23 protein-coding genes, 1 tRNA gene and 5 pseudogenes are annotated in these 24,535 nt (G+C 67.7%); 18 read left to right on the forward strand and 11 right to left on the reverse strand.

Annotated elements, in window-relative coordinates:
- Positions 1–17: 17 nt before the first annotated feature.
- From ACFYZZ_RS03780 to ACFYZZ_RS03790, 3 genes are read right to left on the reverse strand one after another with little or no spacing between them, the layout of a single operon-like run.
- A complete protein-coding gene (locus ACFYZZ_RS03780; RefSeq protein ID WP_389171134.1) occupies positions 18–452 on the reverse strand; it encodes a septal ring lytic transglycosylase RlpA family protein in 435 nt (144 codons plus the stop codon).
- Between the two features lie 45 nt (positions 453–497).
- The gene (locus ACFYZZ_RS03785) at positions 498–1,352 is read right to left on the reverse strand and encodes a glycoside hydrolase family protein (RefSeq protein WP_389171135.1); all 855 of its coding nucleotides are present in this window, start codon (positions 1,350–1,352) and stop codon (positions 498–500) included.
- Positions 1,353–1,362: 10 nt separating this feature from the next.
- Complete coding sequence (locus ACFYZZ_RS03790) at positions 1,363–2,082, reverse strand: chitinase (protein ID WP_389171137.1); 720 nt, start codon at positions 2,080–2,082, stop codon at positions 1,363–1,365.
- Positions 2,083–2,316: 234 nt separating this feature from the next.
- Here ACFYZZ_RS03790 and ACFYZZ_RS03795 point away from each other — a divergent pair, with 234 nt between their 5' ends.
- Both ACFYZZ_RS03795 and ACFYZZ_RS03800 read left to right on the forward strand, forming a co-directional pair.
- Positions 2,317–2,769 (forward strand): DUF6924 domain-containing protein, encoded by a 453-nt coding sequence (locus ACFYZZ_RS03795; protein WP_389171139.1) that lies wholly within the window; start codon positions 2,317–2,319, stop codon positions 2,767–2,769.
- A gap of 127 nt (positions 2,770–2,896) precedes the next feature.
- Positions 2,897–3,295 carry a CAP domain-containing protein gene (locus tag ACFYZZ_RS03800; protein WP_389171141.1) on the forward strand — a complete coding sequence of 133 codons (399 nt, stop codon included), beginning with the start codon at positions 2,897–2,899 and terminating at the stop codon, positions 3,293–3,295.
- A gap of 80 nt (positions 3,296–3,375) precedes the next feature.
- Here ACFYZZ_RS03800 and ACFYZZ_RS03805 read toward each other — a convergent pair whose 3' ends face one another.
- From ACFYZZ_RS03805 to ACFYZZ_RS03815, 3 genes are all read right to left on the reverse strand, one after another.
- Positions 3,376–4,197: a thaumatin family protein gene (locus ACFYZZ_RS03805; RefSeq protein WP_389171143.1), complete on the reverse strand. Its 822-nt coding sequence runs from the start codon at positions 4,195–4,197 to the stop codon at positions 3,376–3,378.
- Between the two features lie 46 nt (positions 4,198–4,243).
- Entirely contained in the window at positions 4,244–5,446 is a 1,203-nt protein-coding gene (locus ACFYZZ_RS03810; protein ID WP_389171145.1) for a beta-1,3-glucanase family protein, read from the reverse strand.
- Between the two features lie 123 nt (positions 5,447–5,569).
- Positions 5,570–7,009, reverse strand: a complete 1,440-nt coding sequence (locus tag ACFYZZ_RS03815) for a sulfatase (RefSeq protein WP_389171148.1) — start codon at positions 7,007–7,009, stop codon at positions 5,570–5,572.
- Between the two features lie 453 nt (positions 7,010–7,462).
- On the opposite strand from ACFYZZ_RS03815, the gene ACFYZZ_RS03820 reads away from it, so the two are divergent.
- The 5 genes from ACFYZZ_RS03820 to ACFYZZ_RS03840 all read left to right on the forward strand — a co-directional run bounded on the left by ACFYZZ_RS03820 (position 7,463) and on the right by ACFYZZ_RS03840 (position 11,875).
- Complete coding sequence (locus ACFYZZ_RS03820) at positions 7,463–8,140, forward strand: helix-turn-helix domain-containing protein (RefSeq protein ID WP_389171151.1); 678 nt, start codon at positions 7,463–7,465, stop codon at positions 8,138–8,140.
- Between the two features lie 49 nt (positions 8,141–8,189).
- A complete protein-coding gene (locus tag ACFYZZ_RS03825; RefSeq protein ID WP_389171153.1) occupies positions 8,190–8,906 on the forward strand; it encodes a response regulator transcription factor in 717 nt (238 codons plus the stop codon).
- On the forward strand, positions 8,903–10,402 hold the full coding sequence (locus ACFYZZ_RS03830; protein ID WP_389171156.1) for a sensor histidine kinase: 1,500 nt from the start codon (positions 8,903–8,905) through the stop codon (positions 10,400–10,402). The genes ACFYZZ_RS03825 and ACFYZZ_RS03830 overlap by 4 nt, the downstream gene beginning before the upstream one ends.
- Before the next feature lie 355 nt (positions 10,403–10,757).
- Complete coding sequence (locus tag ACFYZZ_RS03835) at positions 10,758–11,015, forward strand: winged helix-turn-helix domain-containing protein (protein WP_389171998.1); 258 nt, start codon at positions 10,758–10,760, stop codon at positions 11,013–11,015.
- Positions 11,015–11,875 (forward strand): polymorphic toxin-type HINT domain-containing protein, encoded by an 861-nt coding sequence (locus ACFYZZ_RS03840; protein WP_389172000.1) that lies wholly within the window; start codon positions 11,015–11,017, stop codon positions 11,873–11,875. The genes ACFYZZ_RS03835 and ACFYZZ_RS03840 overlap by 1 nt, the downstream gene beginning before the upstream one ends.
- Before the next feature lie 89 nt (positions 11,876–11,964).
- Here the strand turns inward: ACFYZZ_RS03840 and ACFYZZ_RS03845 are convergent, their stop codons facing one another.
- Positions 11,965–12,189: a hypothetical protein gene (locus tag ACFYZZ_RS03845; protein WP_389171159.1), complete on the reverse strand. Its 225-nt coding sequence runs from the start codon at positions 12,187–12,189 to the stop codon at positions 11,965–11,967.
- A gap of 396 nt (positions 12,190–12,585) precedes the next feature.
- Positions 12,586–12,885 carry a hypothetical protein gene (locus tag ACFYZZ_RS03850; RefSeq protein WP_389172063.1) on the reverse strand — a complete coding sequence of 100 codons (300 nt, stop codon included), beginning with the start codon at positions 12,883–12,885 and terminating at the stop codon, positions 12,586–12,588.
- On the opposite strand from ACFYZZ_RS03850, the pseudogene ACFYZZ_RS03855 reads away from it, so the two are divergent.
- The 7 genes and pseudogenes from ACFYZZ_RS03855 to ACFYZZ_RS03885 all read left to right on the forward strand — a co-directional run.
- Positions 12,848–13,330, forward strand: a pseudogene (locus ACFYZZ_RS03855) (GNAT family N-acetyltransferase); the annotation flags it as partial. The gene ACFYZZ_RS03850 and the pseudogene ACFYZZ_RS03855 overlap by 38 nt on opposite strands.
- Before the next feature lie 178 nt (positions 13,331–13,508).
- Positions 13,509–13,679, forward strand: a pseudogene (locus tag ACFYZZ_RS03860) (sigma-70 family RNA polymerase sigma factor); the annotation flags it as partial.
- Positions 13,680–14,470: 791 nt separating this feature from the next.
- Positions 14,471–14,791, forward strand: a complete 321-nt coding sequence (locus tag ACFYZZ_RS03865; protein WP_145880717.1) for a MerR family transcriptional regulator — start codon at positions 14,471–14,473, stop codon at positions 14,789–14,791.
- 229 nt (positions 14,792–15,020) lie between these two features.
- Positions 15,021–16,195: pseudogene (locus ACFYZZ_RS03870) on the forward strand (PP2C family protein-serine/threonine phosphatase).
- 133 nt (positions 16,196–16,328) lie between these two features.
- Complete coding sequence (locus ACFYZZ_RS03875) at positions 16,329–16,742, forward strand: ATP-binding protein (protein WP_389172002.1); 414 nt, start codon at positions 16,329–16,331, stop codon at positions 16,740–16,742.
- Positions 16,743–17,277: 535 nt separating this feature from the next.
- Positions 17,278–17,351, forward strand: a tRNA-Met gene (locus ACFYZZ_RS03880).
- Positions 17,352–18,043: 692 nt separating this feature from the next.
- The gene (locus tag ACFYZZ_RS03885; protein WP_389171162.1) at positions 18,044–18,859 is read left to right on the forward strand and encodes an IS5 family transposase; all 816 of its coding nucleotides are present in this window, start codon (positions 18,044–18,046) and stop codon (positions 18,857–18,859) included.
- A gap of 48 nt (positions 18,860–18,907) precedes the next feature.
- Here ACFYZZ_RS03885 and ACFYZZ_RS03890 read toward each other — a convergent pair whose 3' ends face one another.
- Complete coding sequence (locus tag ACFYZZ_RS03890) at positions 18,908–19,591, reverse strand: GNAT family N-acetyltransferase (RefSeq protein WP_389171165.1); 684 nt, start codon at positions 19,589–19,591, stop codon at positions 18,908–18,910.
- A gap of 307 nt (positions 19,592–19,898) precedes the next feature.
- On the opposite strand from ACFYZZ_RS03890, the gene ACFYZZ_RS03895 reads away from it, so the two are divergent.
- Complete coding sequence (locus ACFYZZ_RS03895; RefSeq protein ID WP_389171168.1) at positions 19,899–20,303, forward strand: ATP-binding protein; 405 nt, start codon at positions 19,899–19,901, stop codon at positions 20,301–20,303.
- A gap of 5 nt (positions 20,304–20,308) precedes the next feature.
- Positions 20,309–20,557: a hypothetical protein gene (locus ACFYZZ_RS03900; protein ID WP_389171171.1), complete on the forward strand. Its 249-nt coding sequence runs from the start codon at positions 20,309–20,311 to the stop codon at positions 20,555–20,557.
- Between the two features lie 184 nt (positions 20,558–20,741).
- Here ACFYZZ_RS03900 and ACFYZZ_RS03905 read toward each other — a convergent pair whose 3' ends face one another.
- Complete coding sequence (locus ACFYZZ_RS03905; RefSeq protein ID WP_351607156.1) at positions 20,742–22,427, reverse strand: ribonuclease J; 1,686 nt, start codon at positions 22,425–22,427, stop codon at positions 20,742–20,744.
- A gap of 643 nt (positions 22,428–23,070) precedes the next feature.
- On the opposite strand from ACFYZZ_RS03905, the pseudogene ACFYZZ_RS03910 reads away from it, so the two are divergent.
- Positions 23,071–23,298: pseudogene (locus ACFYZZ_RS03910) on the forward strand (transposase); the annotation flags it as partial.
- 136 nt (positions 23,299–23,434) lie between these two features.
- Positions 23,435–23,706, forward strand: a pseudogene (locus ACFYZZ_RS03915) (4-hydroxy-2-oxovalerate aldolase); the annotation flags it as partial.
- A gap of 81 nt (positions 23,707–23,787) precedes the next feature.
- Here the strand turns inward: ACFYZZ_RS03915 and ACFYZZ_RS03920 are convergent.
- Entirely contained in the window at positions 23,788–24,492 is a 705-nt protein-coding gene (locus tag ACFYZZ_RS03920; RefSeq protein WP_389171174.1) for a hypothetical protein, read from the reverse strand.
- Positions 24,493–24,535: the final 43 nt, after the last annotated feature.

Consider the following 24,535-nt stretch of genomic DNA (forward strand, 5'->3'; position numbering starts at 1 on the left):
CCGTCTCTCTCAGAGGGTCACCTCAGCACCTTCTGCCGGACGACGATGTGGCCGGCGTCGGGGTTGAGGCTCCCGCCGAGCCGCCTGAAGGCGCCGTCGGTCAGGTCCAGGCACTTGGGTTCCGCCTTCGTGTGCTTGTACGTGCCGCGGTCGTTGATGCGCACGACCAGGGACTTGCCGTTCGCCACGTTGGTGACCCGCACCCTCGTGCCGAAGGGCAGCTGGGGATTGCGGGTGAGCGAAGTCGCCGCGGTGTTCTTGCTGTTGTCGAAGATGTCGCCGTTGGCGGTGGTGCTGCCGGCGGGTATCGGGCCGTAGTGCGTCGCCCAGCACTTCGGCCTCTGAGCCTGCGCGGAGGCGGCAGCGGCGGAACTCGCCGGAGCCAGGGCGACCATCGCGGTCAGTACGGCCGCACCGGCCGCGATGGAGGCGTGCAGGGTCCGCTTGCTCATGTTCTTTCCCTCGTTTCTCACGATTTCGACTGATTGATCTTGTGTTCAGCCCGCGGAGCGATAGGCGACGCCCACCCGGTTGGCCGTCGCACCGTGGTAAAGGCCGGTGCCGTCGCCGTGGTCGGTGGAGAGGGTGAACCACGCGTAGCGCCGGACGTAGTCCAGGCGCTGGAGCATGGCCGTCGACTTCTTCACGAATGCGGCCTGTTGCGCCTTGGACGGATAGCGCGGGGTGCCGGACGAGAAGTCGATCAGGGCGTATTCGGTGAGCCAGATCGGCTTCTTGTAGCGCTTGTGCACGGCCTCGAGATAGCTGCGCAACTGCCCCGTCGCGCGCTGGGCGTCGAAGTCCGCGCCGTACCAGTGCAGGGGGATGAAGTCGACCTGGTAGTGGCGGGCGGCGGCGCCCTTCATGAACCGGTCCAGCCAGCCGCCGGCGACATCGCCGCCGGTGGCCACGGCGGGGGCGCCGAGCCGCAGACCGGTCGACTGGAGCCGGGGCCACAGGTCGAGTGCCTGCTTCACGGTCATGTGGGCCTGATCCGACCTGTCGGGCTCGTTGAAGCCGAGCAGGTTCTTGCCCTGCTTCTTGGCCAGGCCGAGCTCCTTGTTCGTCACCGAGCCCGCGTCATGGATCATGGGCACGAACTCGACACCGCGCGGCGGCTTGATTCCTCCCTTGCCCGACGACCAGGTGTAGAACCAGCCGGAGTTCGAGTCGGCGAGCGCCTTGGTGACGCCGTCGAACTTCCAGGCGCTGATGCCCTTCTTCTTCGCCGCGGAGGTGGCGGCAACGGAATGGCCGCCGGCCGCGAACGCAGTGGGCGTGGCGCTCTGGCTGCCGGCCACGAGCACCGCCGAGAGCAGGAACGGCAGGGCAAGGACGCGTACCTTCCGCATGACGCCTCCCTCAGCAGCTGAGGTGCGCGCCGGCGCCGACGTGGAGCATCTTGGCGAACTTCTTGTACTTGGCGACCCGGTCCTTCATCTCGGCCGGGTTGCCGCCGTTGCACTCGATGGCGCCGTTGATGCTGCGGATGGTCTCGCCGAAGCCGCCGCTCTTGACCATCGCGTGGTGGGGCGTCATGGTGCCGGGGCCGGACTGGGTCATCCAGTACCAGAGCGCGAGCTTCCAGGTCACGACGGGGTTCGTCGCCGCGAGGTTCGGGTGGTTCAGCAGGTCGATGTGGACCGCGTCGCCGGCCGCCTTGTAGTTGTAGTTCCAGCTGATCTGGAGCGGGCCGCGGCCGTGGTACGCGGACTGGCCGGCCGGGCAGCCGTAGGGCTCTTGCTGGCAGTAGGTCGGCCAGTTGGCCTTGTTCTGCTCGTTGATGTAGATCAGCCCGCTGGTCTCGTGGCTGACGTTCGCGAGGAAGGCCGCGGCCTCACGCTTCTTGGTCTTGGCGTCGCCGGTGTGCGCGAAGGCCGGGAATGCGTTCATCGCCTTGACCAGGCCCTCGTAGGTGTAGAGCTTCTTGTGGTGCGGGAACATCTTGTTGTACTGAGCCTTGCTGACGACGAATCCACCGCTTTGCTCTGCGGCGGACGCCGTGTTGGTGCTCAGATTGACCGCGGAGATCGCTATCAGTGCGGCGGTGAGCCCGGCGTAGACGGCACGTAGCCTTCGCATACGGGAAACTCCTTGGAGTAAAGGCGGGTTGCCCATCGGAACCCGGATACGAAGCTACCTGCCGCCGCCCGGAGAAAGGGCTCAGAAATTGCTTCGGGAACGGCAGTTGTTGCTCGCAGTTGTTGCTCGGGGAGTTCGAGCCCGACAACCGCGTGCGGAACAGACGAGCATATAGTCCGGAGTAGCTGTCGCCATCCTCGCGATCGGGCGCCGGCGTTCTTCTGGAGGGGATTCATGCGACCGGTCATCAACCGTGCAGGACACGACTTCGAGACCGAAGCCCTGGTCATACGCACGGACTACTCGGACGACGAGGCGTGGCGAGCGGTCGTGGCGCTCCTCGATCAGTCCGACGGCGAGTTCGAAGTCCGCCACCATCTGGTGGACGACCGTGCCCATGCGGGAGCGAGCCCGGACGAAATGGCCCTCTCCGCCGTGGCCGCCGACCCGGGACTCGAAGTGGTGCTCCTGGCCGACGCCGCCACGATGACCGGCGATCACAGCCTCCTCGCGGCCTCCACCAGACCCGAGGAGCTGGAAGAGGGCGACGAGGAACTCGGCTGCGAGTTCCGACTGTCGCCCACGCTGGTCAACGATGTGCATGTGAACCTGGCCATCGGACACCTGGACTTCTGGGAGTTCGCGCACAACGCGGTGCGCGCCGAGGACAAGATCCTGCGCTGGTGACGGAGAGCAATAGCGGCCGGTCTTGAAGCAATTTAGGTGCGCTGTACCGGAACGTCGCCGGATAGCTTGAGTTACCGCTCTCGATTCCTGTCTTGATTAGAGAGAACTCTTGTCTATTCACCGGTACTTGGCGACGGCACTTGTGGGCACGATCGCCCCCGCCGCGCTGCTGACCGTGCCCGCCGCACAGCGCCACACGGCGGACATGGCGCAAGACCACTACGTCGGGCACACCGGCTCCAACGGCAGCACCATGGTGGACCGGGTCGAGGCAGCCGGCTACACCGGCTGGAGCTCACTAGCGGAGAACGTCGCGGCCGGTCAGGCCACCGCCGCCGGCGTGGTCAAGGCGTGGATGAAGTCGCCGGGCCACCGGGCGAACATCCTCAACTGCTCGCTCAGGCACATAGGCGTCGGCTACGTGAAGGCGTCCGGCTCGGCGGGTGGCCCGTACTGGACGCAGGACTTCGGCGCGAAGTTCTGGACCCATGCCTCTGAACCGACGTGCCTGAGCCGACGCGTCTGAACCGAATATGAGCCGGCCGCCCCGCGGGAGTATTCGCGGGGCGGCCGACTCGTGGAGCAGGGGGTCATGGGGTCATGGGATCACCAGAACGTCACGACGAAGCCCTTGCACTTGGCGCACTGCCGCATCGTCTTGTTGCCGGTCTCCTGGTCCTGCTTGGACCAGGCGTAGGCCTTGGGGCAGTGCTTCTTGATGGCATCGCTGTAGGCGGAGGTGGCATCCCGGTTCGGGTTCACGCACAGCACGGTCTTCCCGGCGGAGTTGTGCTGCCGGTCGGCCTTCGGGCAGTAACGCAGCAGGTTCTTCCGGCAGCCCTGCTGCGAGCACGAGCCGTTCTTGGTGACCTTCTCGGCTCCCTTGGGCGCGATGGTGATGGGGAGCGAGAAGGCGTTGACGTAGCTGACGTCGTACCAGGGCGCCTTCGTGTCCTTCTTGTCGAAGTTGAACTCGGCGAGGCTGACCGGCTGTTCGCCCGTCTCGCAGCGCTGGGCGAATACTCCGCAGTCGCCGACGGCGCAGTGGAACGTGCTTCCCGACTTGCCCGAACATCCCTGGCGGGCGAAGAACTTGCCGCGCCAGTGGTGGGGGGCCTTGTCCTCCGGGATGGTCACGGTCGCCGACTGCCCGGGCTTGAGCACGGGCAGCGACTTCAGGTCCTTCGAATCTCCGTCGGGCTCGTCCTTGTTGACGGTGCTGCCGATCCACAGCTTCTTCCCGGACCGGTTGACGAACGTCACCGTGTGGGCGCCGGCGGCCGCACTCGCCTCGGGTGCGGCGACGGTGGTAGCGGCAGGCACGGTGCGGGAATCGTCGGCCACGGCGGCATGCGCGGCTCCGGCGGACGCGACTGCCGGCATGAGACACAGCACGGCCGCGAGAAGCAACTCACGTAATCTCTTCACCTGGTACTCCCTCGGTGGTCGCTTGCTGCACGCAAGAGCGGGTGTCTCAGAACGGGGTCAGCGTCAGGTGCATGTGCTGGGGGCTGGGGTCCTCGATGTAGGAGGCCCAGTCGGCGACGTCGTCGAAGGCGAAGCCGTAGGCCTTGCCGTTGCTGGTCGCGGCGTGGATGGCCTTGGCGTAGTGGTTGGTGACGGCGGTGTCGTAGAAGGTGGCCGCGCGGGTGGTGGGCTGCTTGCTGTGGCTCAGCAGCGTCGAGCGGTTGAACGCGGCGCCCAGGGCGGCGGCGACGGGGCCGGTGATCCCGTCGTTGGGGGCGGCGAGCGCCCCGTCGCAGAAGAGCACGTCACGGGTGGAGGGCTTGGCGAAGGCGACCTGCGCGGGGCCGCTGAAGGTGAGCTGCTGGTTCCTGACCCGGCCGGTGAATGTGCCCGCGTTCGTCCTGACGACGAGGTTCTTGTTCTGGTAGGTGTGCCAGACCTTGTCGATGTAGTCGTCGAAGTAGTGCTGGGGGAACCGGCCGGCGTCGAGGCCGTGGCTCGGGGCGATGACGCGCCGGTCGGCTATGACGAGATGCTTGAAGTCCGGGTGGTTCCTCAGGGCGTTGAAGACCTTCACGCGGCCGCCGGCGGGCAGCCGGCCGGTGCTGTGGTTCTTCGCTCCGTTCAGCCCGATCATCATCGGAACGCTGAACATGTCCACCATGGTGGTGTTGCAGTGCATGCCGGACGCGTCGAGGGTGAACTCCACGAAGTCGTGCAGCACGGAGAAGTTGGGGTCGGACTCCACCCAGCCGGCAGGCTGCTGAAGACCGACCTTGCCGTCGGCGCCCCTGACGGCCTTGAACTTCAGCTTGTGGCCGAGGGCCACGTAGATGCGTCCGGACATCTGCGGCAGTCGCAGCTTGGTCGCGCCGTGGGCGGTCAGCGGGATGGAGTAGTCGGCGAAGCCGCCCGCGTGGTTGTCGGAGAGCTTGACGGGGGCCAGGGTGCCCCGCCGGGTGAGCCGTACCTGCCGGTCTCCCTTGCTGCCCACGACGTACAGGTGGACCTTGCCGTTGGCGAACTTGCCGCTGCTGTTGACGACCGTGAGCGGCAGCCCCCCTCGCGCGGCCTCGGCGGCCGGATCGGCGCCGTCGGAGTCGGCGAAGGCGCGCGGGGCGGCGGAGACGATCGCCGATCCGGCTAGGGCACCCGCCATCGAGGCGAGCGCTCTGCGGCGGGTGGGCGGGTGGGCGTCGGACGAGAACATGCGGAAATTCCTCTCCAGTGCTGTGTGTGACGGAACACGCTGGGGAAACGGGCGCGCGCGGACGCCCGCCCACGCGGTGCCCTGGCCGCGGCGGGCGGCCAGGACACCGCGTGGGAAGCCCTGCTACGGGTGTCCGGCGCTCCAGCAGCCGTCGCCGTGGCAGTTCTTCAGCCCGGTCAGCGCGTCGTGCAGCTTCGCCAGGCGGGCCTGGCTCAGCTGTCCGGCGATGTTGTGCAGCTCGTCGGGGTCGGTGCTCAGGTCGTAGTACTCCTTCGCGCCGCTGTCGTACTCGACGTAGGTGTAGGAGTTGGTGCGCATGGCGTGGTAGTTCGGCGGGCTGACGCTCTCGGTGCTGTCGTTGTCCGGGTCGCCATGAGCCGGCTTGGCGTGGCGGTGCTCGATCAGGTTGGCCGTGCGCCAGCCCGCGTCCGAGCCGCCGTCCAGGAGGGGGAGCATGCTGTGCCCGTCCACCTTGGACGACACCGCGGCGCCGCCGATCTTCTCGAAGGTGGGAGCGAAGTCGATGTTCGACACCTGGGCGTGGCTCGTCCGTCCGGCCGCGACACCGGGTCCTGCGATCACCAGCGGCACGCGGACGTCGGTGTCGAAGGCCGTCTGCTTGCCCGCCTTGAGCCGGTACTCACCGAGGTGGAAGCCGTTGTCGGAGCTGAAGACGACGTAGGTGTTGTCGGCGACGTGGGCGCTGGTCAGGCTCTGGCGCAGCTTGCCGAGCATCTTGTCGACCGCCTGGAGCGACTGTGCGCGCTTGCGGAACTTCTTGTCGATCGCGGTCTTCTCGCTCTGGGTCAACGGGTTCTGCCGGGCCAGCCACGGCGGCGCGTTGGTCGGGAGCTTGTCGAAGGCGGGGCCCTGCGGCGCCTTCAGGCCGGGGAAGTCCTTCTTGTCCCGGCGGGCCGGCGTGGACGGACCGTGCGGTGTGAAGAGGGCGACCTCCAGCATGAACGGCTTGTTCGCCGCCGCGGACTTCTTGATGAACGACTGACCCTTCTCGCTCAGGACGTCGGTCAGATAGTCCTTGTTCTTGTCGCCGTGGGGTTCCATCTTGTGGTTGTGGGCGAGCTTGTAGTTGTACTCCGGGTAGCCGTTGCCGACGACGTCCCACTGGCTCCAGCCCTGCGGCACGTACGGCTGCTGGCCGTCGACCGTGGACTTGGGGTCGTAACCGTTGAGGTACTTGCCCATCATCGCGGTGCGGTAGCCCTTGGCCTTCAGGGCGGCGGCGAAGGTGTCCTTCTCCAGGCCGTTGTCGTGGAAGGCCTTGAAGCCGCCGTTGGACCCTGCCGTGTTGCTGAGGACGCCGGTGTTGTGTGGGTACTCACCGGTGAAGATGGACGAACGGGACGGGCAGCAGAGCGAGTTGCTGACCACGAAGTCGCTGAACGACGTGCCCTGTGACCGGAGCTTCTGCACCTCGGGCATGTACTGGAGCAGGTTTGTGGACATGTCGTCGGTGAGTACGAAGACGATGTTCGGTTTGGCCGCTGCCGTGGCCGTGGCCGGCTTCACGGTGGGGGCGGTGGCGTGGGCTGTCGCAGCGCTCATGCCGCTCTGAGCGGCGAACACCATCGCCGCCAAGCCGGCTGTAAGTGTCAGCAATTGACGAGTGCGAATCATGCTGGGAGCGTGGCAGCAGGAATCCGCCCCGGTCAATATCAGATTGCCCCCCGCCGAATTATTCCGTGCTCAGGCCAATTAATCCGGACCAGTCGCCTTGCGGCAGCCTCTGATTCCGCTGCACTCTATACACGGCACCTGCATCGAGAGCCGTAGAACCGGACGAGAGGAAACCGGGCGTTGGAGGTAACCAGCGGGGCGGGGAGCAAAGCATGGAACTCCCTGCACGTGTGGAAGCAAACGTTCAAGAAGGGCGTCCACACGCTCCATGTGCCGCCGTCTTCAGGAATCAAACTGAATGCCCATCTGAGCGGGCTTCTGGAAATTCGCGAAGGTCACGGCACACGGACAGGGAAAGAGGCGTTCCCGCTTCCCGACGACGTGTGCATCATTCCCCCGGGGCTGAGCCGGACGCTGGTCGTGGCACCGACCGGTGACGAGCCCGTGACGATCGCCACCCTCACCCTCCCGGTCGACACGCTGCGCCGGTTCATCACCGAGGAGGACCTGCGGTCACGCGTTCCATATTTGTCGGATCCGCACCCGGTGACGCGGTTCGACCCGCTCCTCGCGGCCATGGTGAAGGCGGTGGCGGCCGCGAGCGAGGTCGGCGCTGACGACCTGTACGCGCAGTCGGCGGCGCAGTTCATCGCCGCCCACCTGCTCGCGCCGCACTCGTCCGGTTCGGGCAGGACAGCCGGTCTGCTGAGCTCAGGGCAGCTCGAGACGATTCTGTCCTATATGCGGTCCAACCTCGAACAACCGGTCTCGGTCGGCGACCTGGCGTCCCTGGTCTCCTTCAGCCGTTTCCACTTCGTACGCTGTTTCAAGGCCACCACCGGATTCACCCCGTACCGCTATCTCACCGAACTCCGGATCGACCTGGCCCGCAAGTATCTCGAGACCGGCGACGACACCATCGCCCGCATAGGACGGCGCTGCGGATTCTCCGGTTCCGAGCACTTCTCGCGGAGCTTCCGCCGCATCGTGGGATGTACGCCGTCGCAGTACCGGACGAGGCGCACCTGCGGTCTCGGGCAGAGCCTGCCCGTGCTTTGATCGGTCTCCTCCGGGCAAGTTCGTTCGACGCGGTGAAACCGAGGTGTGCATGGCAGGCAAGGCCGGGCGGGTCCTGGTGGTCGACGACGACGCGGCGATACGGCGGTCACTGGCACGGGGGCTGAGGCTGAGCGGATTCACGGTGACGGTCGCGGACGGCGGTCACACCGGTCTGGCGGAGGCGCGCGTCGGCCGCCCCGACATCGTCGTCCTGGACGTCAGCATGCCCGATCTCAGCGGCATCGACGTGTGCCGGGCCCTGCGCGACGACGGCGACGACGTACCCGTGCTGATGCTCTCCGCGCTGGACGAGACGGCCGACCGGGTGGCGGGTCTGCAGGCGGGCGGGGACGACTACCTGGTCAAGCCGTTCGCACTCCAGGAGTTGGTCCTGCGGCTGCACGCCCTGCTGCGCCGCCGCCCGCCGGCCGCCACCGCCCCCCTCCGCGTCGGCGGCCTCGTCCTCGACCCGGCCGCCCACCAGGCCGTTCTGGACGACCGGCCACTGCAACTGACCCGGCGCGAGTTCGCGCTGCTGGAGATCCTGGCCCGCAACGCGGGCATCGTGCTCACCCGCGAGCAACTGCTGGACTGGGTCTGGGGATACGACTTCCAGGTCCGCAGTGACGCCGTCGACACCTTCGTCAGCTATCTGCGGCGCAAGCTGGAGGCAGGCGGCCGGCCCCGGATGGTGCACACCGTGCGCGGGGTCGGTTTCGTCCTGCGCGCGGACCGCCAGACCCCGCACGTCGAGGACACGCCGTGAAACTGTCCACCCGTATCGCGCTCGCGGTCGGCGTGAGCGTGCCCGTGCTGGTCCTCGCTTCCGGCTGGCTGCTGCTGCACCTGGTCAGCAGCGACCTGCGCACGCACCAAAACGACCAACTACGCGCCCGCGCGACGGTCGTCGCCCAGAACGCCAAGGCGTATCTGGACGTGGCCGGGACCGACCACCCGCTCCTGAAGCAGGTCCGCCGACGCCGGCTGATCAACTCCGCCCGGGATGTGGGCGTCCGGCTGAAGGGGCCGCAGGGCACGATCTCGGCCGGCCCGCAGCCCGAGCCGAACCCCACGCTGCCCCGCAACGCCCCGACGCCCGTCACCGTGACCTCCGGCGGAAAGGACTGGCTCGTCCTGTCACTGTGCGTCGGTGCCGCGGCGCGAGAGAGCAACACCCCGAATCTGTGGCTGCTGTCACCGGACACGGCCGAGGACGAACTGGCGCTGGTGCGCCAACGGGTACTGACCGGTGCGCTGGTGGCCGCCTCACTGGCCGGTGCCGCCGCCTGGGCCATCGCCGCCCGGGCGGTTCTTCCGCTACGGCGGCTTCAGCGGCGTACCAGTGGACTGGACCCCAGGACCAGCACCGTACGCCTGGAGCACACGCCGACCCGGGTCACCGAGGTGGACGACCTGGCGTACACGGTGCAGACCGTGCTCGCCCGCTACGACGAGCAGGTCGCGCGCACCGGGGAGGCGCTGGCCACCGCCCGCGCGTTCGCCGCGACCGCCTCCCACGAGCTGCGCACCCCGCTGATGAGCATGCGCACCAACCTCGACATCCTCACCGACCACCCCGGCCTCGACCCCGAGGACCGGGCGGAGGTGCTCGGGGACCTCGGGCGCGAACACACCCGGCTGCTCGGGCTGCTGGTGATGCTGAAGGCGCTTGCACAGGGCGACCTGATTGAGGCGGACGCGTTCTCGCCACTGGACCTCGGGGAGCTCGTGGAGGCGTCGGTCTGCGACCTGAGGCGCACCCGCCCCGACGCCGAAGTGTCCGTACGCACCACCGCGGGGGTGCGTGTCGACGGCTGGGAGCAGGGTCTGCGCTCGGCGGTGGACAACCTGCTGACCAACGCCTGGACCCACGGCCGCGCCGAAGACGGAGTCGCCCGCATCGAGGTGACCCTGCGCCCGCCGCTCGGTGGGCGTGAGGCGACCGCGGTGCTCGTGGTGGACGACCACGGCCGCGGCATCCCTCCCGAAAGCCGCGAGGAGATCTTCCAGCGTTTCCACCGCGGCCCCGACAGCCCCGGCTCCGGCCTGGGCCTCACCCTGGTCGCCCAGCAAGCCGCCCTCCACGGCGGCCACATCACCGTGTCGGACCGCCCTGACGGCCGGCCCGGCACACGCTTCGAGCTCCACCTGCCGGCCACGGGCGTCCAGGACATGGAGTACACCCTGCCGCTGCTGCACCGCGACTGGCTGACCCGAACCCCCGAACAGGCCCCGCCGGGCCTGTTCACCAAGCGAACCTAGGTTTACGTTCCGCTAGGGTCGATATCCGCTTTCCTCGCTGTCGAATTATTCCCCGCCAGTGCCAATTAATCCGGCGGCGGTCGCCTTGCGGCTGTCGCCGGCCCGCATTCTGACCTGGCGTCCCTGTCTCCTACCCGTTCGCCATCGCGCTGATGGGCGTGGTGTGCGTGAGCCTGTACGTCGTCTTCAAGCGCCGCACTTGATCGGCACTGTTTCAGCACCTGCCCCGCCGTACGATCGACCGCCCGTCAAGTGTGTGACCTTCGAAAAGGCAAGAACCCCCGGCATGGCGTACACAGCTCAAGAGCAACAAACCGCGTCCCTGGCAGATTTGTCGTTCGAGGCTTTCGGCGTGATGACGGCTCGGCGCGGGGCCGAGCAGGTGCCTCTCGGTCCCCCACGGCACCGGGCCGTGCTGGGACTGCTGCTGATCCGGCTGGGCCAGGTGGTGCCCGCCGATCAGCTCGTCGACGAACTGTGGGGCGACAGCCTCCCCAGACGCCCGCAGGCCACCCTGCAGACGTACCTGTCCCACCTGCGGCGGGTGCTGACGGGGCGGCACGGGCCGATCGCCCCGCTGCGTTACCAGGCCCCCGGGTACGTCGCGACGTGATGCTCGCCCAGGGCCTGCTCCCGCCCGGCGCGGAACCGGCATCCGCCGACGGATCGCAGTTGGGTCTCGAGTGCGCCGGCGACGCCGTCGCGGTCGGGCGGGGAGTGACCTCCCCGGCCGTCGGCGACCGGGTCTACGCCTTCGGACACGGCACACTGGCCTCCCAACCCATCGGCAAGATCAAACCGGGTGACCGGGCGGAGAGCGCCGACCCGAAGGCCGGTAAGCACCGCGGGCCCCGCAAGGTCACCGCTCGCTTGGTCCACCACGACAACGACCTCGTCGATATCACCATCCGCGGCACCGACGGTCATGACGTGACCCTGCACACCACCTCGCATCACCCTTTCTGGGACGACACACTCCACACCTGGGTCCCTGCCGGCAAACTCAAGTCCGGTCACGTCCTCAACACCGAGACCAACCACCACGTTCGCATCGACGCCGTCATCGCCCGCCCTGGCGCCGCGGACATGTACAACCTCACCGTCGACCAACTCCACACGTACTATGTGCTCGCGGGTGACACACCGGTACTCGTTCACAACAGCACATGCACGAAGCCCTCCAACCTTCCCGGGTGGCGGAAGGTGGACATCGATATGGACCATGTCCTTGACCGGCACACTGCAGCAGGGAAGACCTACAACCAGAGCGGGATCAAGACGAAGTATCCGGATTACATGTCGGCGGGGGAGATCGAGGCGACGATCCGAAAGGCTTACAAGTCATCCTCGGTCGCGGGACCTTCGCAGGGCGACCGAGTCTTTCTTCGCGGCTCGGCCAATGGTCTGGAGATCGAGATGTGGGTGAACAAGCAAACCCGCACGATTGAAACCGCCTATCCGGTTTGGAGGTGAGATTGTTGGGATTTGAGGTACGGTGTGACACGGAATCGCTCGATCTCGCCAAGTCGGGCGCCATCTGGGGCAATGTGTGGATTGATCTTTCAGGGCAGCCATTTCCAGAATTGCGCTGGAATGACATGCCAGTCGCGTTCCTGGCTGAACTGCTCGACGCTGTTGCGGATGTCCGTCGGGGCGAGGGTAGGCGGAGAAGGGTCAGGTTCTTTGACGGTCCGTTCTGGATTGACTTGGTCGGTTGGGGCGATGACGTCATCGAAGTTTCGGCCAACGCTCACGGCGCGGATCAGCAAGCGACGGTAAGCGCTCATGGCATGACGCATTCGTTGGCGCTGGTCCGGGCCGATCTAGTCCGTGCGTGCCTGGCGCGCGGCTGGGGCGAACAAGCGGACGTCCGTCGTCTGCAGGCCCAGCATCAGTAGCAGCGATCACCCGAGCGACGTGAGAGCTTCGCTCTAGCAAATCTGAGACCCTGCCTGCGCGTGGTGGGGCCCCAGAGGTGGTTGACGGCAACGTCAGCGGACGGTGGTTGCAGCGGGCGGGGGCTTGTCGGGGCCGTTGCTGTCGTGGAGGGCAGCGCCAAGTGCCCCTATGGCCTGGGTCGAAGTGGACGAGTCCGCGCCGCTAGTATTCGGAAACCATCCCGGGCTCAGTGAGGGCGTGGCTCCAGCCGCCGGGGACGGCGAACAGGTCGAGGATGATCCGCCTCACGAGGCCAGCCTGAAGTCGTCCTTCACAGGCTGGCTTTCGCTGCGGCAGGCCCAGGGGAAGCAGCCGTCGGCCACCCCGTTCTCCAACTCCTCCGCATCGGTTCGGGGGGCCAGTCGCTGCTGGCGGGCGGCCGATTCGGCGGCAGTGACGTGGTGGATCGGGGCCTGGGCGAGTGGTTCCCGGGAGCGGGGCAGGAACGCCTGCCCGAGCAGCCGACCCGCCGCAGGAAGGCACTCCCCGGTGCGAAATACTCTCCCGATGAGTTCACGCACTTCCCCGGCCAGCCAGCCGATCACGATACGGAGGGCAGTCGCGCGGGATGCCAAGCGGCTCACGCGGCTCGTGCGTGGCTCACGCGCCTACGAGGGTAAGTACGCAGCCGCAGTGGCGGGCTACCGGGTCGGTCCTGATTACATCGAAGCCCACCGCGCCTTCGTAGCCGTCGGCGCCGACGAGCATGGGGGCCGGGTCCTCGGGTTCTACTCGCTCGTCCTCGCTCCACCGGAGCTCGACCTGCTGTTCGTCGCCGACGAAGCGCAAGGACGTGGTATTGGACGGCTGCTCGTCGCGCACATGCAGTCCGAGGCCCGTGCCGCCGGGCTCGACCGTGTCAAGGTCGTGTCGCATCTTCCCGCCGAGGACTTCTACCACCGCGTCGGTGCAGTGCGGAGCGGGACCGCGCTCGCGAACCCGCCCGCCGTGCCGTGGGACCGTCCCGAATTCGAGTTTCGCATTCCTTCGGAAAGACGCGCCGTGCCGGTTCGCACGGCACCGGCGGTCCCTCCCGCCGACCCCCTCGCTTCACCTGCCGCACCCTCCCCGAGGCCCCGCCTCTGGGCGCACTCGGCTTGCTGCATCACGCATCCGCGATGCTCGGAACCCCTGTGCCGGTCCGACCGGTACGCCGATCGGGCCCACACTGCGTGCAGACCTGGATGAGCGGGACCGGCAGATCATCCACATGCGGTTCGTGGAGGAACTCGCCCAGGCCCAGATCGGCGAACGCCTCGGCGTCTCCCAGATGCACGTCTCCCGACTGCTGTCCCGCTGCCTCGCCCGCCTGCGCGAGGGCCTGCTCACTGCCGGCTGACAGCCGGCAGTCCGCGCTCCGCTGATGCCCGCCACAGCCGTGGCGGGCATCAGCAGCATCAGGCGCCACGGCCCCGAGGCCAGGGCGGCGAGGCGTCCGGAACGGCCGGGCGACAGGCGGTGACGTCGTCGAGGCGCCGACCAGGCTGGGTCAGCCCACGATCCACTCGGAGACTGCAGCCATGGACTCCAACGGCATCTCAAGGCCCTCATCACCGCCCGCCGAGCCGCACAAGGCACCTGTCTCTTTGATGTCTGCGTGGGCGAGCACTGGGCCGGTCTCACCGAGGACTGCTGTGCTCTAAGAAGGGGACCGCCATTCGAGTGGCCCGCTCCCTGGAGTGCCTGCGGTAGAAGCTCACGTGTACTCCGCAGAGAAAAACTGTCATGGCGGGAGTAGACATTCCGACGTCGCATGGTTAGCGTTACTACGTACCCAGAAGTCGAAGTGGGCACAGCAGACATGAACTGCTGTGCAGGTAGACCAGAAGGACACGGCCCCAGCGGGGCTGTGAGCAGCACCCGCGGTATCCGCGTAATCGAGAGGTAAGGAGCAGAGCGCCATCAGGATCGCCCGGGCGAGGAAGCAGTCCGCCCGGGTACCGCAAGGCCCCGGATTGGAAGGTGGTCCCCGGTCACGCATTCGCGATCCCCGCAGCCCCGCCCTCCCAGGCGGTCCCTGCGGAACAAGAAGGCCGGCGCAGTGCGCCGGTAGATGGTGTTGAAAGCTCGGGGCCCGGGTGCCGGTACTGGCACCCGGGCCCCCCGACGCGTCCCCGAAAGAAGAGGTCTATGCCGCCTGCCGGTTCCCGTCCCGTCGCCCCTCTCGACGATGACGACTACCCCGCCTACACCATGGGCCGGGCCGCCGAGATGCTCGGCACCACACCCGCCTTCCTCCGAGCCCTCGGCGAACACCGCCTGATCGCCCCGCTGCGCTCCGAGGGCGGACATCGCCGCTACTCCCGTTACCAGCTGCGCATCGCCGCCCGCGCCCGCGAACTCGTCGACCAGGGCACCGCCATAGAGGCCGCCTGCCGCATCGTCATCCTCGAAGACCAGCTCGCAGAGGCCCAGCGCATCAACGAGCAACTGCGCGCCGAAGGCGGCTAGCCTCAGGCGACGAGATCAGCCTGATCAGAACACCTGAACCCGAGGCAACCGATGTCCCGCCGGCGGACGAGGCGGCTGGGAATCCCCACCGCCGGTCCACAGCCCAGGCGGGCTCAACGCGTCAACCAGATCCTGACGGAAGAGAAAACCGCGAGCGGGCGCGATTGATGTACTGGGTGAAGACGGGCGAACCCTGGGAAGAAGGAGCGGCAACGGACAGGAGGTTGCCATGGGTGGCGGGGATCTGGAACTGGGGCAGCTTCTGGCCGCCGCGGAGGCGGCACCGCCGGGGGAGTCCGTTGAGGTAGTTGCGAACGACTTGCGCAAACGTTTCGGGGCGGAGGGCGTGTCCTTCCTGTTCATCGATCTCGTGGGCCTTCGGCTGCTGCGCCTGATCACACCAGGCCGATGATGACGGGGGCGCTGCCGAGCGGATCGACCTGGAGGGCAGCGTCTACGACTCCGTCCTGCGCAGCCAGCGCCAGCAGGTGGAACCGGACGGCCTGGGCGGGCGGCGGGTGATCTCGCCGGTGACCAACCGCGGCGACTGCATCGGTCTGCTGGAGGCGACGCTGCAGAACGCCGACGACACCGTGCTCGCCCAGATCGAGGACGCGGCGCACGCACTGGCCTACATCATCGTGACCGACCGCCGCTTCACCGACCTGTGTCACGTGGGCCGGCGCACCACCCGGCCCAGCCTCGCCGCCGAGATCCAGCACCAGCTGCTTCCCTCGGCCTCCTGTTGCGAGGCCCCCAGTTCACCCTCGCCGCCGGCCTGGTCCCGCCGACGACATCGGCGGGGACACATACGACTACACGCTCGATCGCGACACACTGCACCTGTCCATCACCGACGCCATGGGCCACGACACCCACTCCGCGCTGCTCGCCACGCTCCTGGTCGACGCTCTGCGCGGCGCCCGCCGCAGCGGTTGTGACGCGCTCCAGCAGGCTCAACGCGCCCATGAGGCCCTGCTGACTCACAGCCGTGGCCTGGCCACCGGCCAATTGCTGTGCATCAGCCTCGCGACGGGTACCTGCGAACTGGTCAACGCCGGGCATCCCTGGCCGCTGCGCCTGCGCAAAGGCGCCACTGAGGTCGAAGAGGTCCAGCTCGCGCTGCCACTTCCCTTCGGCGTGGCAGCCCCCGCCTCCTACCGTGTCCAGCAACTCCAGCTTCTCCCCGGCGACCGTCTGGTCCTGCTCACTGACGGCATGCAGGAACGGGGTGCAGGAGCCGTCGACCTGGCATCCCTCATGTGGGACACCCGCGCCTCACACCCCAGGGAGGCCGTGCGCAGCCTGACCACCGCGGTGCTGGATGCCTGTCGGGGAAACCTCAAGGACGACGCCACCGTCCTCATCCTGGACTGGCATGGTCCGCAGCGCGAAGGCGGGTAGAGCGCCAACGCCCGGCACGTTCCCCCGCAGCCGAGGTTCACGCCTTGCCCGCCAAACAATGGCCGCTGTGAGGGGATCAGGCCCAGTAGGGGAGGACGACACCGCGCCTGACGCCCGTGTTCTGCAGACCGCCATGGCCCTGGAGGGGGACGGCACCTGCATCGCCCAGGCTCGCCACCTGGCCGCAGGTTTTCTCGTCCACTCCCGGAGCGGGCAAGGCATACCGGTCTCGCAGCGTGCCGTGGACCTCACCCAGCTGGTGGTCGGCGAACTGGTCACCAACGCCCGCACGTGCGCGCCCGGACCCGTACTGATGGAACTGCGGATCACGGGCGAAGTGGTGGAGGTCGTCGTGTGGGACTCCGACCCGGTGCTGCCGGTGGCGCGGGCCTCGGACGCCGGCCGCGTCGGACACCACGGCCTGGAGATCGTAATGGCCGTCGCACAGGGCGTGGAAGCCCGGCGCGGGCCGGTCGGCAAACGCATCACCGCCCGCGTTGCGCTCGCTGACGTCCCCGGCCTGGCCGGCACCCGCGACAAACCCTAGGAATGATGTCGGCTACCGCAGCCTCGCCGGCGTTCACCATCACGACCGTCCCGGCTGCCACCGCTCGCTCCCTGCGGCAGCCTGGTGCAGGGCGTACTGCTGTGCGAGCGTGAAACCACTGCAATACGTGCGCCAGCAGGTCCTTGCGAGCGGCGGCACGGCGGAAGCACGCGGCATACAGTCGGAGGGTCCCCAAGGGATGCCGGTCCGCATGCGGACGAAGATCCCATTGATGACCTGCCGGTGCTCCATCCACCGGCCGCCTCGACCGGCACGGTGAGCCTGCTCGCCTTTGACAACGGGGGAAGGGCGCATGGACGTTACACCTGTCCGGCCTGGACCAGCAGCGCCGACCAGCTCATGGAGACCTTTCCAAGTGTGCCCGTCCTCCAACGGCACCCGAACTCAGAATCCGGATCCAGACCGGGTGAGCAGTGGCCACGTCGGTCGATCATGAGCAATCGGGCCCGCTTCGAGCGCAGGCGAAAGTCGATTGGGCCGATTCCGATCGGTGCCGTACAGTTCACCGTACCGACGCGGGGTGGAGCAGCTCGGTAGCTCGCTGGGCTCATAACCCAGAGGTCGCAGGTTCAAATCCTGTCCCCGCTACTCAAATGTGAAGGCCCGGTATCCACCGGGCCTTCACTGCGTGTGTGCCGGTTAGGACCTGGCTCTCGGCGAACAGGGAACCGCGGTCGCAATAGGCGTCAACGCACTGGGCTGGACCGACGCCGTACGCCGCCTCAGCCACCGTGCTCACGGAATCGCCGATCTGACGCGAGGAGGCAATCCGTTTACACGGCGCAGCCTGCAGTCCTGTCGGCAGGCGCATCGACGGATCAGACCACGCCAACCATGGACAGACAGCAGGGCCATGGGCATGGCTGGTTCCCTGGCTGGTTTTCGGTCGACCCGATCAGTGCTGCGATCCCAGCACCTGGCCGCCTCGCGCCAGTGCGGTGCCCGCGCTCAGTAGCGGAGGACGGCAAGGGCGCCGTCAATAGTTGGTGAGGCGGAAGGAACAGCCGACGGCCTCGATGCGGTGCCAGACGGTCACGAGCACGGTGATGCCCAGAAGGAGTGCGCCTCGTGTCGGCGGGCCTCTCGCTCACAGCTGTGCTTCGCCGTCGGGGCGGGGTGCGGGAACGGCCAGGACGGCGGTGTCGTCGTCCATCCCGGTGCCTAAGACCGACCGGCAATAGGCTGCCGCTTCTACGCGATGGGGGTGAGGTAGATGCACCGCAGGCACGGGTCCAGGTGATCATGGAGTTTTCTACGCTCAGTGATCACGAAGGACGGCCGTGCCCGCGGTGCCATCTTGCTTGCTCGAACCCCTTTGGAACCAGTTCGCCGCACTCCTGCCCGCCCGGGGAGAGTTCGTCACGGACCACCCGCTGGGCTGTCATCGGCGCCGGATTGCCGACCGGACGGTCTTCGAGCACATCGTGCTCGCGCTGGTTCATGGCTCCGGCTACGAGCGCATCTCCACGCCCGGATGCTCCGACCGGACCATTCGACGTCGTGTCAAGGAGTGGTCTGACCAGGGGATTTCGGAACAGATTCACGCCCTCGCCTTGAAAGCGTACGATCGTATGGTCGGCCTCGGACTGTATGAGATCTCCGTGGATGGCTGCATCACGAAGGCCCCCTCCGGCGGGGAGAAGGCGGGGCGATCGCCGGTCGACCGGGGTAAGCAGGGACTGAAGCGCTCCGTCGCCTCCGACGCCTGCGGTGTTCCGCTCGGGATCGTCTCCGCCGGAGCCAACCGGAACGACTCGCCGCTGCTCGGGCCAACCCTGCAAGCGGCGAGGGCGCAGGTCGGCCCGCTGCCGGAAATGGTCAATGTCAACCTCGATCGCGGATACGACAGTGCTAAGACCCGTGCGCTGATAGCCGAGTTGGGATTCACGGCCGAGATCGCGCGTAAGGGAGTGCCAGCCCCGATTCAGTGGATGAACGGCTACGGCAAGCTCCGGCGCTGCACAGAGAAGAGGGGCAGCGTCGTGGACTTCTACCTCTATCTCGCCGCCGCTCTCATCACGCTCCGCATGCTGATCCGCCGGGCAACGAGCCGCTACCGCTGGGACGGCCGCCCCACCACCCGACGCCTCAAGTGATCCATTTCCGGTCGGTCATACCTGGGCCTCCGCACAACGAGACACGTCCTACCAGATGGAGGGAACCACCGGCCCCCGGGCTATCAGGACGTCGGCTTTGTGGTGCCAGCCGAGGGAGGAGTAGAGGCGCTGGCCTTCCTCGCTGGCAATGAGAAGACCAGTACGGGCACCCTGGGACACGGCGGCCTCCGCCAGAGCGCTCATCATGGCGCGGCCCAGGCCGCGTCGGCGGTGCGCTGCGTCCGTCTCGATGCGATCGGCGATCGCATCACCGCCGACCACGGCAATGGAGCCGCGCGCTGCCACCTCTCCGGAGGGGGCATAGAGGGAGACGACCGTGACTGGTCCCTCGGTGCGCACCTCGCGCTCGTACGGCGCGGCAGGCGCGTGCTGCGGGTGCTCGGTTAGATCAGTCGTCATGAACCACTCTGACCGGTGGAGCAACTCCAGTCCGGCGGCGCCGACGATGGCTTCGACTGTGCCTGGGCGCAGCGTAGGCACAGTGAGCCAGGTGATCTGCCGCGCGGTGGCGACGGCTGCCGCCAGCGCTGCCAAGGACTCGGGCTCCTCGTCCGCACGCAGCGCGAACACCTCGACCTCGCGGCCGGGTTGGTCGCACTTGGACCGCAGGCCGTCCCCGGCGGGCTCGACCGGCTCGGCCTCGGGCAGGGAGCGGGCGACGGTCCAGCCGTCCAGCCAACGTCGTATTAGCCCTGATTCGATCTTCGTCATCAGGCGATTAGAGCATGACCGCAACCGGTGGGCTGGCGAACAACCGTCCCCCGTTGTTCGCTGCCGCCAAACGACGCCGCCCTCCATTTGCCGGTCGGTCTAAGGCGTCGAGGGGTCTGGCAGCGCACTCACCCAGCACGTGCCGGCACTGTCGAACTCCCGACGGATGACTTTCGCGGGATCTGCCGGTCACCCGGCAGACACAGATGGTTCACCGGGCAGGCATGGGTAACCCGACAGATGGCTCCCACCGGCTGCACAGAGCACCGGTCGGCGGCGGTCCAGAGCCACCCTCTGGAGGAACCTCGTGAACGGCGAATCGACCATCCCATCCTGCGAGACGCGCTTCCCCGCAGTCACGGCGAGCATCACGGCCGCCCGGCACTGGGTCCGCGACTGCGTGGACGGTTTCGGCGGCCCGCTGCGCCAGCACCGGATGATCCAGACCACCGAACTGCTCGTCTCGGAACTGATCACCAATGCCATCCGCCACGGCTCCGGCCCGCCCCTGATCCAGCTCACCTGGAACGGGCGGTGGCTGCGCATAGCCGTCAGCGATTCCAGCGACCGCTGGCCCCGCAAACGCGCCACTGCGAACACCGAGCCCGGCGGTTTTGGCATGCAACTCCTCGACCGACTCGCCCGACGCTGGGGCGTCATCCCGGGTCACCCCGGCAAAACGGTCTGGGCCGAACTCAGCCTCGACTCCTGAGCGCGGTGGCGGAGCTGACCACCGACAGCGTCGTCCACGGCGCCGGTTCGGGCACGCTGCGGATCGGGGCCGAGAGCGACCGGATCGTCTGCGAGGTCCACGACGGCGGACAGCTGAACGATCCCTTGGTTGGTCGCCGCCCGCCCCATCCCACGCAGCCCGGTGGCAGGGGACTCCTACTCGTCCACACGGACCTCGTCCGCGTACACACCGGCCCCGACGGCGTCACCATTCGCTGCTACCTCCCCGGCTGACCACGACAACGTGGCGAGCCCCGCTCACTCACTCATGCGTTTCGCCTCCGGCGACGTGTGTTTGATGACTCCTCATGTGGAGTGCGTTGCCACCCCGGCCTGCAGGGTGGCTGCCGACCCCCGTGCCCGACCTCGATGCCGGCGGCGCCGCGGCCGGAACGGGACATTGCTGCCGGGCTGTGGCTCAGGCGTCGATGATGACGGGGATGATGAGAGGCTTGCGGCGGTGGGTGCGGAACGCCCAGTTCGCCACGGCGCGGGCGAGGAGCTGTTCGAGTTGGCGCGCGTCCCCGACGCCTTCCTCGGCCGCGGTGGCCAGGGTCTTCTCGATGACGGGGATGACCGGCTCGAAGGTGGCGTCGTCGTGGACGAAGCCGCGGGCCAGGAAGTCGGGGGCCTCGGCGAGGGCGCCGGTGTCCGCGTCGACGATCGCCACCACGGTGACCACGCCTTCGGCGGCGAGGGTGAGGCGGTCCTTGAGGGACGCTTCGGTGGCGCCGCCGACTTCCATGCCGTCCACGTAGACGTTGCCGGCGGGGACCTTGCCGGTGATGGACGCGCGTCCGTCGACCAGGTCGACGACGACGCCGTCCTCGGCGATGACGACCCGGTCGGGGTCGACACCGGTACGGATGGCGAGGTCGGCGTTGGCCCGCAGGTGGCGCCATTCGCCGTGCACGGGCATGACGTTGCGGGGTTTGACGATGTTGTAGCAGTAGACGAGTTCGCCGGCGCTGGCGTGCCCGGAGACGTGCACCTTGGCGTTGCCCTTGTGCACCACGTGGGCGCCCCACCGGGTGAGTCCGTTGATCACCCGGTAGATGGCGTTCTCGTTGCCGGGGATGAGGGAGCTGGCGAGCAGGACGGTGTCGTCCTTGCCGATGCGGATCATGTGGTCGCGGTTGGCCATCCGTGACAGCGCGGCCATCGGTTCGCCCTGGGAGCCGGTGCACACCAGAGTGATCTTGTGGTCCGGGAGCTTCTCCAGCTCCTTCGTGCTCACGACCAGACCGGAGGGGACCTTCAGATAGCCCAGGTCACGGGCGATGCCCATGTTGCGGACCATCGACCGGCCGACGAAGGCGACCTTGCGGCCGTGTTGGTGGGCGGCGTCGAGGACCTGCTGGATGCGGTGCACGTGGCTGGCGAAGCTGGAGACGATGACCCGGCGCGGCGCGGTGCGCATCACCTGCTCGATCGCCGGGTTCAGCTCTCGCTCGGAGGTGGTGAAGCCGGGTACTTCGGCGTTGGTGGAGTCCGTGAGGAACAGGTCCACGCCCTCCTCGCCGAGGCGGGCGAAGGCGCGCAGATCGGTGATGCGGTCGTCGAGAGGGAACTGGTCCATCTTGAAGTCGCCGGTGTGCAGCACCATCCCGGCCCGGGTGCGGATCGCGACCGCGAGGCTGTCGGGGATGGAGTGGTTGACCGCCACGAACTCGCAGTCGAAGGGCCCGAAACCACGCCGGTCGCCCTCCCGCACCCGCACCGTGCGCGGCCGGATGCCGTGTTCCTTGAGCTTGGCCTCCAGGAACGCCAGCGTCAGCTTGGAGCCGACGACGGGAATGTCGGACCGCTCGCGCAGCAGGTACGGCACGCCGCCGATGTGGTCCTCGTGGCCGTGGGTGAGTACCACGGCCACGATGTCGTCCAGCCGGTCCCGGATCGAGGTGAAGTCCGGCAGGATCACGTCCACGCCGGGCTGGGTCTCCTCGGGGAACAGTACGCCGCAGTCGACGATGAGCAGCTTGCCCGCGTGCTCGAAGACGGTCATGTTGCGGCCGATCTCACCCAGGCCGCCCAGGGCGATGACCCGCAGCCCTCCTTCGGGAAGGGGCGGGGCGGCTTTCAGCTCGGGGTGCGGATGACTCATACCCTGACGGTACCCGGAGAGCGGGACAGGGTGATCCATTGCCTGCGGGATCTGAGCGCTCGATACGACCCGCCGCCGACGACGTACTGCCGCTCGTCGACCGCTGGCCGGGGATGGTGCGTTGCAGATGCCGAGGGGTCTGTCTCGACATGGGCGTGCCGACCATGTGCCGTCACTGTTCTGACCGCCCGAGCGGGCCGGTGCCAACTACGTGATGAGCCGTCGGGTCGGAAGGTGGACGAGCGTGACCGGTACGTCCCTCGCCCCGTGTACCCGCCGACGTCGGCCGACGGGGAAGGTGGTCCTTGGAGTGGACACGCACCGGGACGCTCATGTGGCTGCCGCGCTCTTCGTGGTGGGGGAAGTGATCGGCACCGAGGTTTTCCCGGCCAGCCGGAGTGGAGGGGACCGGTTCCATCGGGGCGGCCCTGGCCCGCTGCACGCTGGCCCACGGTGTGGAACGACGTGAACCGGCCCTGCCCGACCGGACCGACCGTCGGCGGCGCGGCAAGTCGGATCCGCTCGATGCCCGGAAGGCGGCCCGGGCGGCGGTGCTCTGTTCCGCACCTGCGCACGCCTCGGGCAAGGCGACGACGAGGACGGCGAGGGCGCTGTGGCCCAGGCCACCCACATGACCCTGAGAATGCTCGCCGAGCGCATCGAACAGCTCACCGGGCAGATTGATGAGCTGAACCAACGCCTGACCCAGCTCGTCGAACACCATGCCCCACAGCTACTCGTACCGGTGGGCATCGGCCCGGACAGCGCCGTCACCCTGCTGATCACCATGGGGGACAACCCCGAGCGGCTGAATACCGAGGCGTCCTTCGCCGCCCTATGTGGGGTCAGCCCCGTCGAGTATTCGTCGGGTCGGCGGAGCACGCGCCGGCCAGTCATAGCCTTCGCCCCTGCAAAGTCGAACACCCTGGAGGTGTCTGAGGCGATGCCTGCCCCCGCCGAGGGGCGCACCGGCTTCTCGTCCGCGGGCTGTTCATGGTCGCGGAAGCTGCGACCTGTTCCGCCTGATGGACGCTGCCGACCGACATCGTCCGCCCCCGTGCAGGCCCGCGAGGTGCGGGTGGACCGCGAGACGCTCGCCCTCGGGTACGCGGGCGTGTACTCCGGTTTCCTCCGGCACACCGATGCCGCGGCGCGCCGTCACGGTTTGGACACCTGAGCGATCCTTGTCGAAGCCGGCCGGCGCAGGATGGTCGGCGGCCAGGCGGACATGATCACGGACATTGCGCTCGACCTCGCGGCGGCCGGTTACGTCGACTGACGCGAGCGATCGGTGCGGTGGCTGTGGCGGCCCGGCGGGGCCGGTGCCACCGCTGTCCACGTCAGAGGACGGACGGCGATATCAGCGGCTCGTGTCGGCGTCACCTTCGTCATTCGGAGGGTCTCCCTGTCTCCTGTCGCCTGGAGGGGAGCCGTTCCCATGCTCTTCCAGCAGTTCGAGGAGCGCGGCATCCGCTCTTTTCTGGTCTTCCTTCGTCAGCTCGACCGGTGCGTTGTTGTAGACGGTGTAGCGATCTGGATCGATGATGTTGGCGGCCCTCAAGCTGAACGTCAGCAGGGGGCGCCAACCCTTGCGATGGCCGACCCGAACTTGTAGCTGGGCCTTGTAGTCACGGGCCTCCGGGAGGAATCCGGAAAACGGTGCCTCGAACTCGAGGAAGAGCTGTTGCGCTTCTCTGCCGGGCACGACGAATCCGGCGGGCAGCTTCGCCTCCTCGTCCGGCCCCGGTTGGAGCCGGGACGGGGAGGACACCCACAGGAGTGGCAGATGAGAGGCCGACTCGTCGGGGAAGGTCAGGATGAGGTCCTGCACGACGATCGGTTTGGGACCGGTGTTGTGCAGGACGAGCGGCAGTCGTAGGCGTGCCGTGGAACCGTGGACGATCGCCGCGAAGGAATGAGGTTCCCACGCCTGCAGGCGTCCCTGTCGGGCGTTGAGCCACCAGAACGACGCGACGGTGAAGAGCAGTGCGCAGACTGACACCACACTGGCGCCGGTAAGCGATGAGGACGCGATCTGATCCGCCGCGACCATCAGCGGAACCACAGAGTCAGTCTGCCAGCCCCGCCGTGGGCTCGCTAACAGGACG

The sequence above is a fragment of the Streptomyces sp. NPDC001816 genome (assembly GCF_042892235.1).
GTDB lineage: Bacteria > Actinomycetota > Actinomycetes > Streptomycetales > Streptomycetaceae > Streptomyces.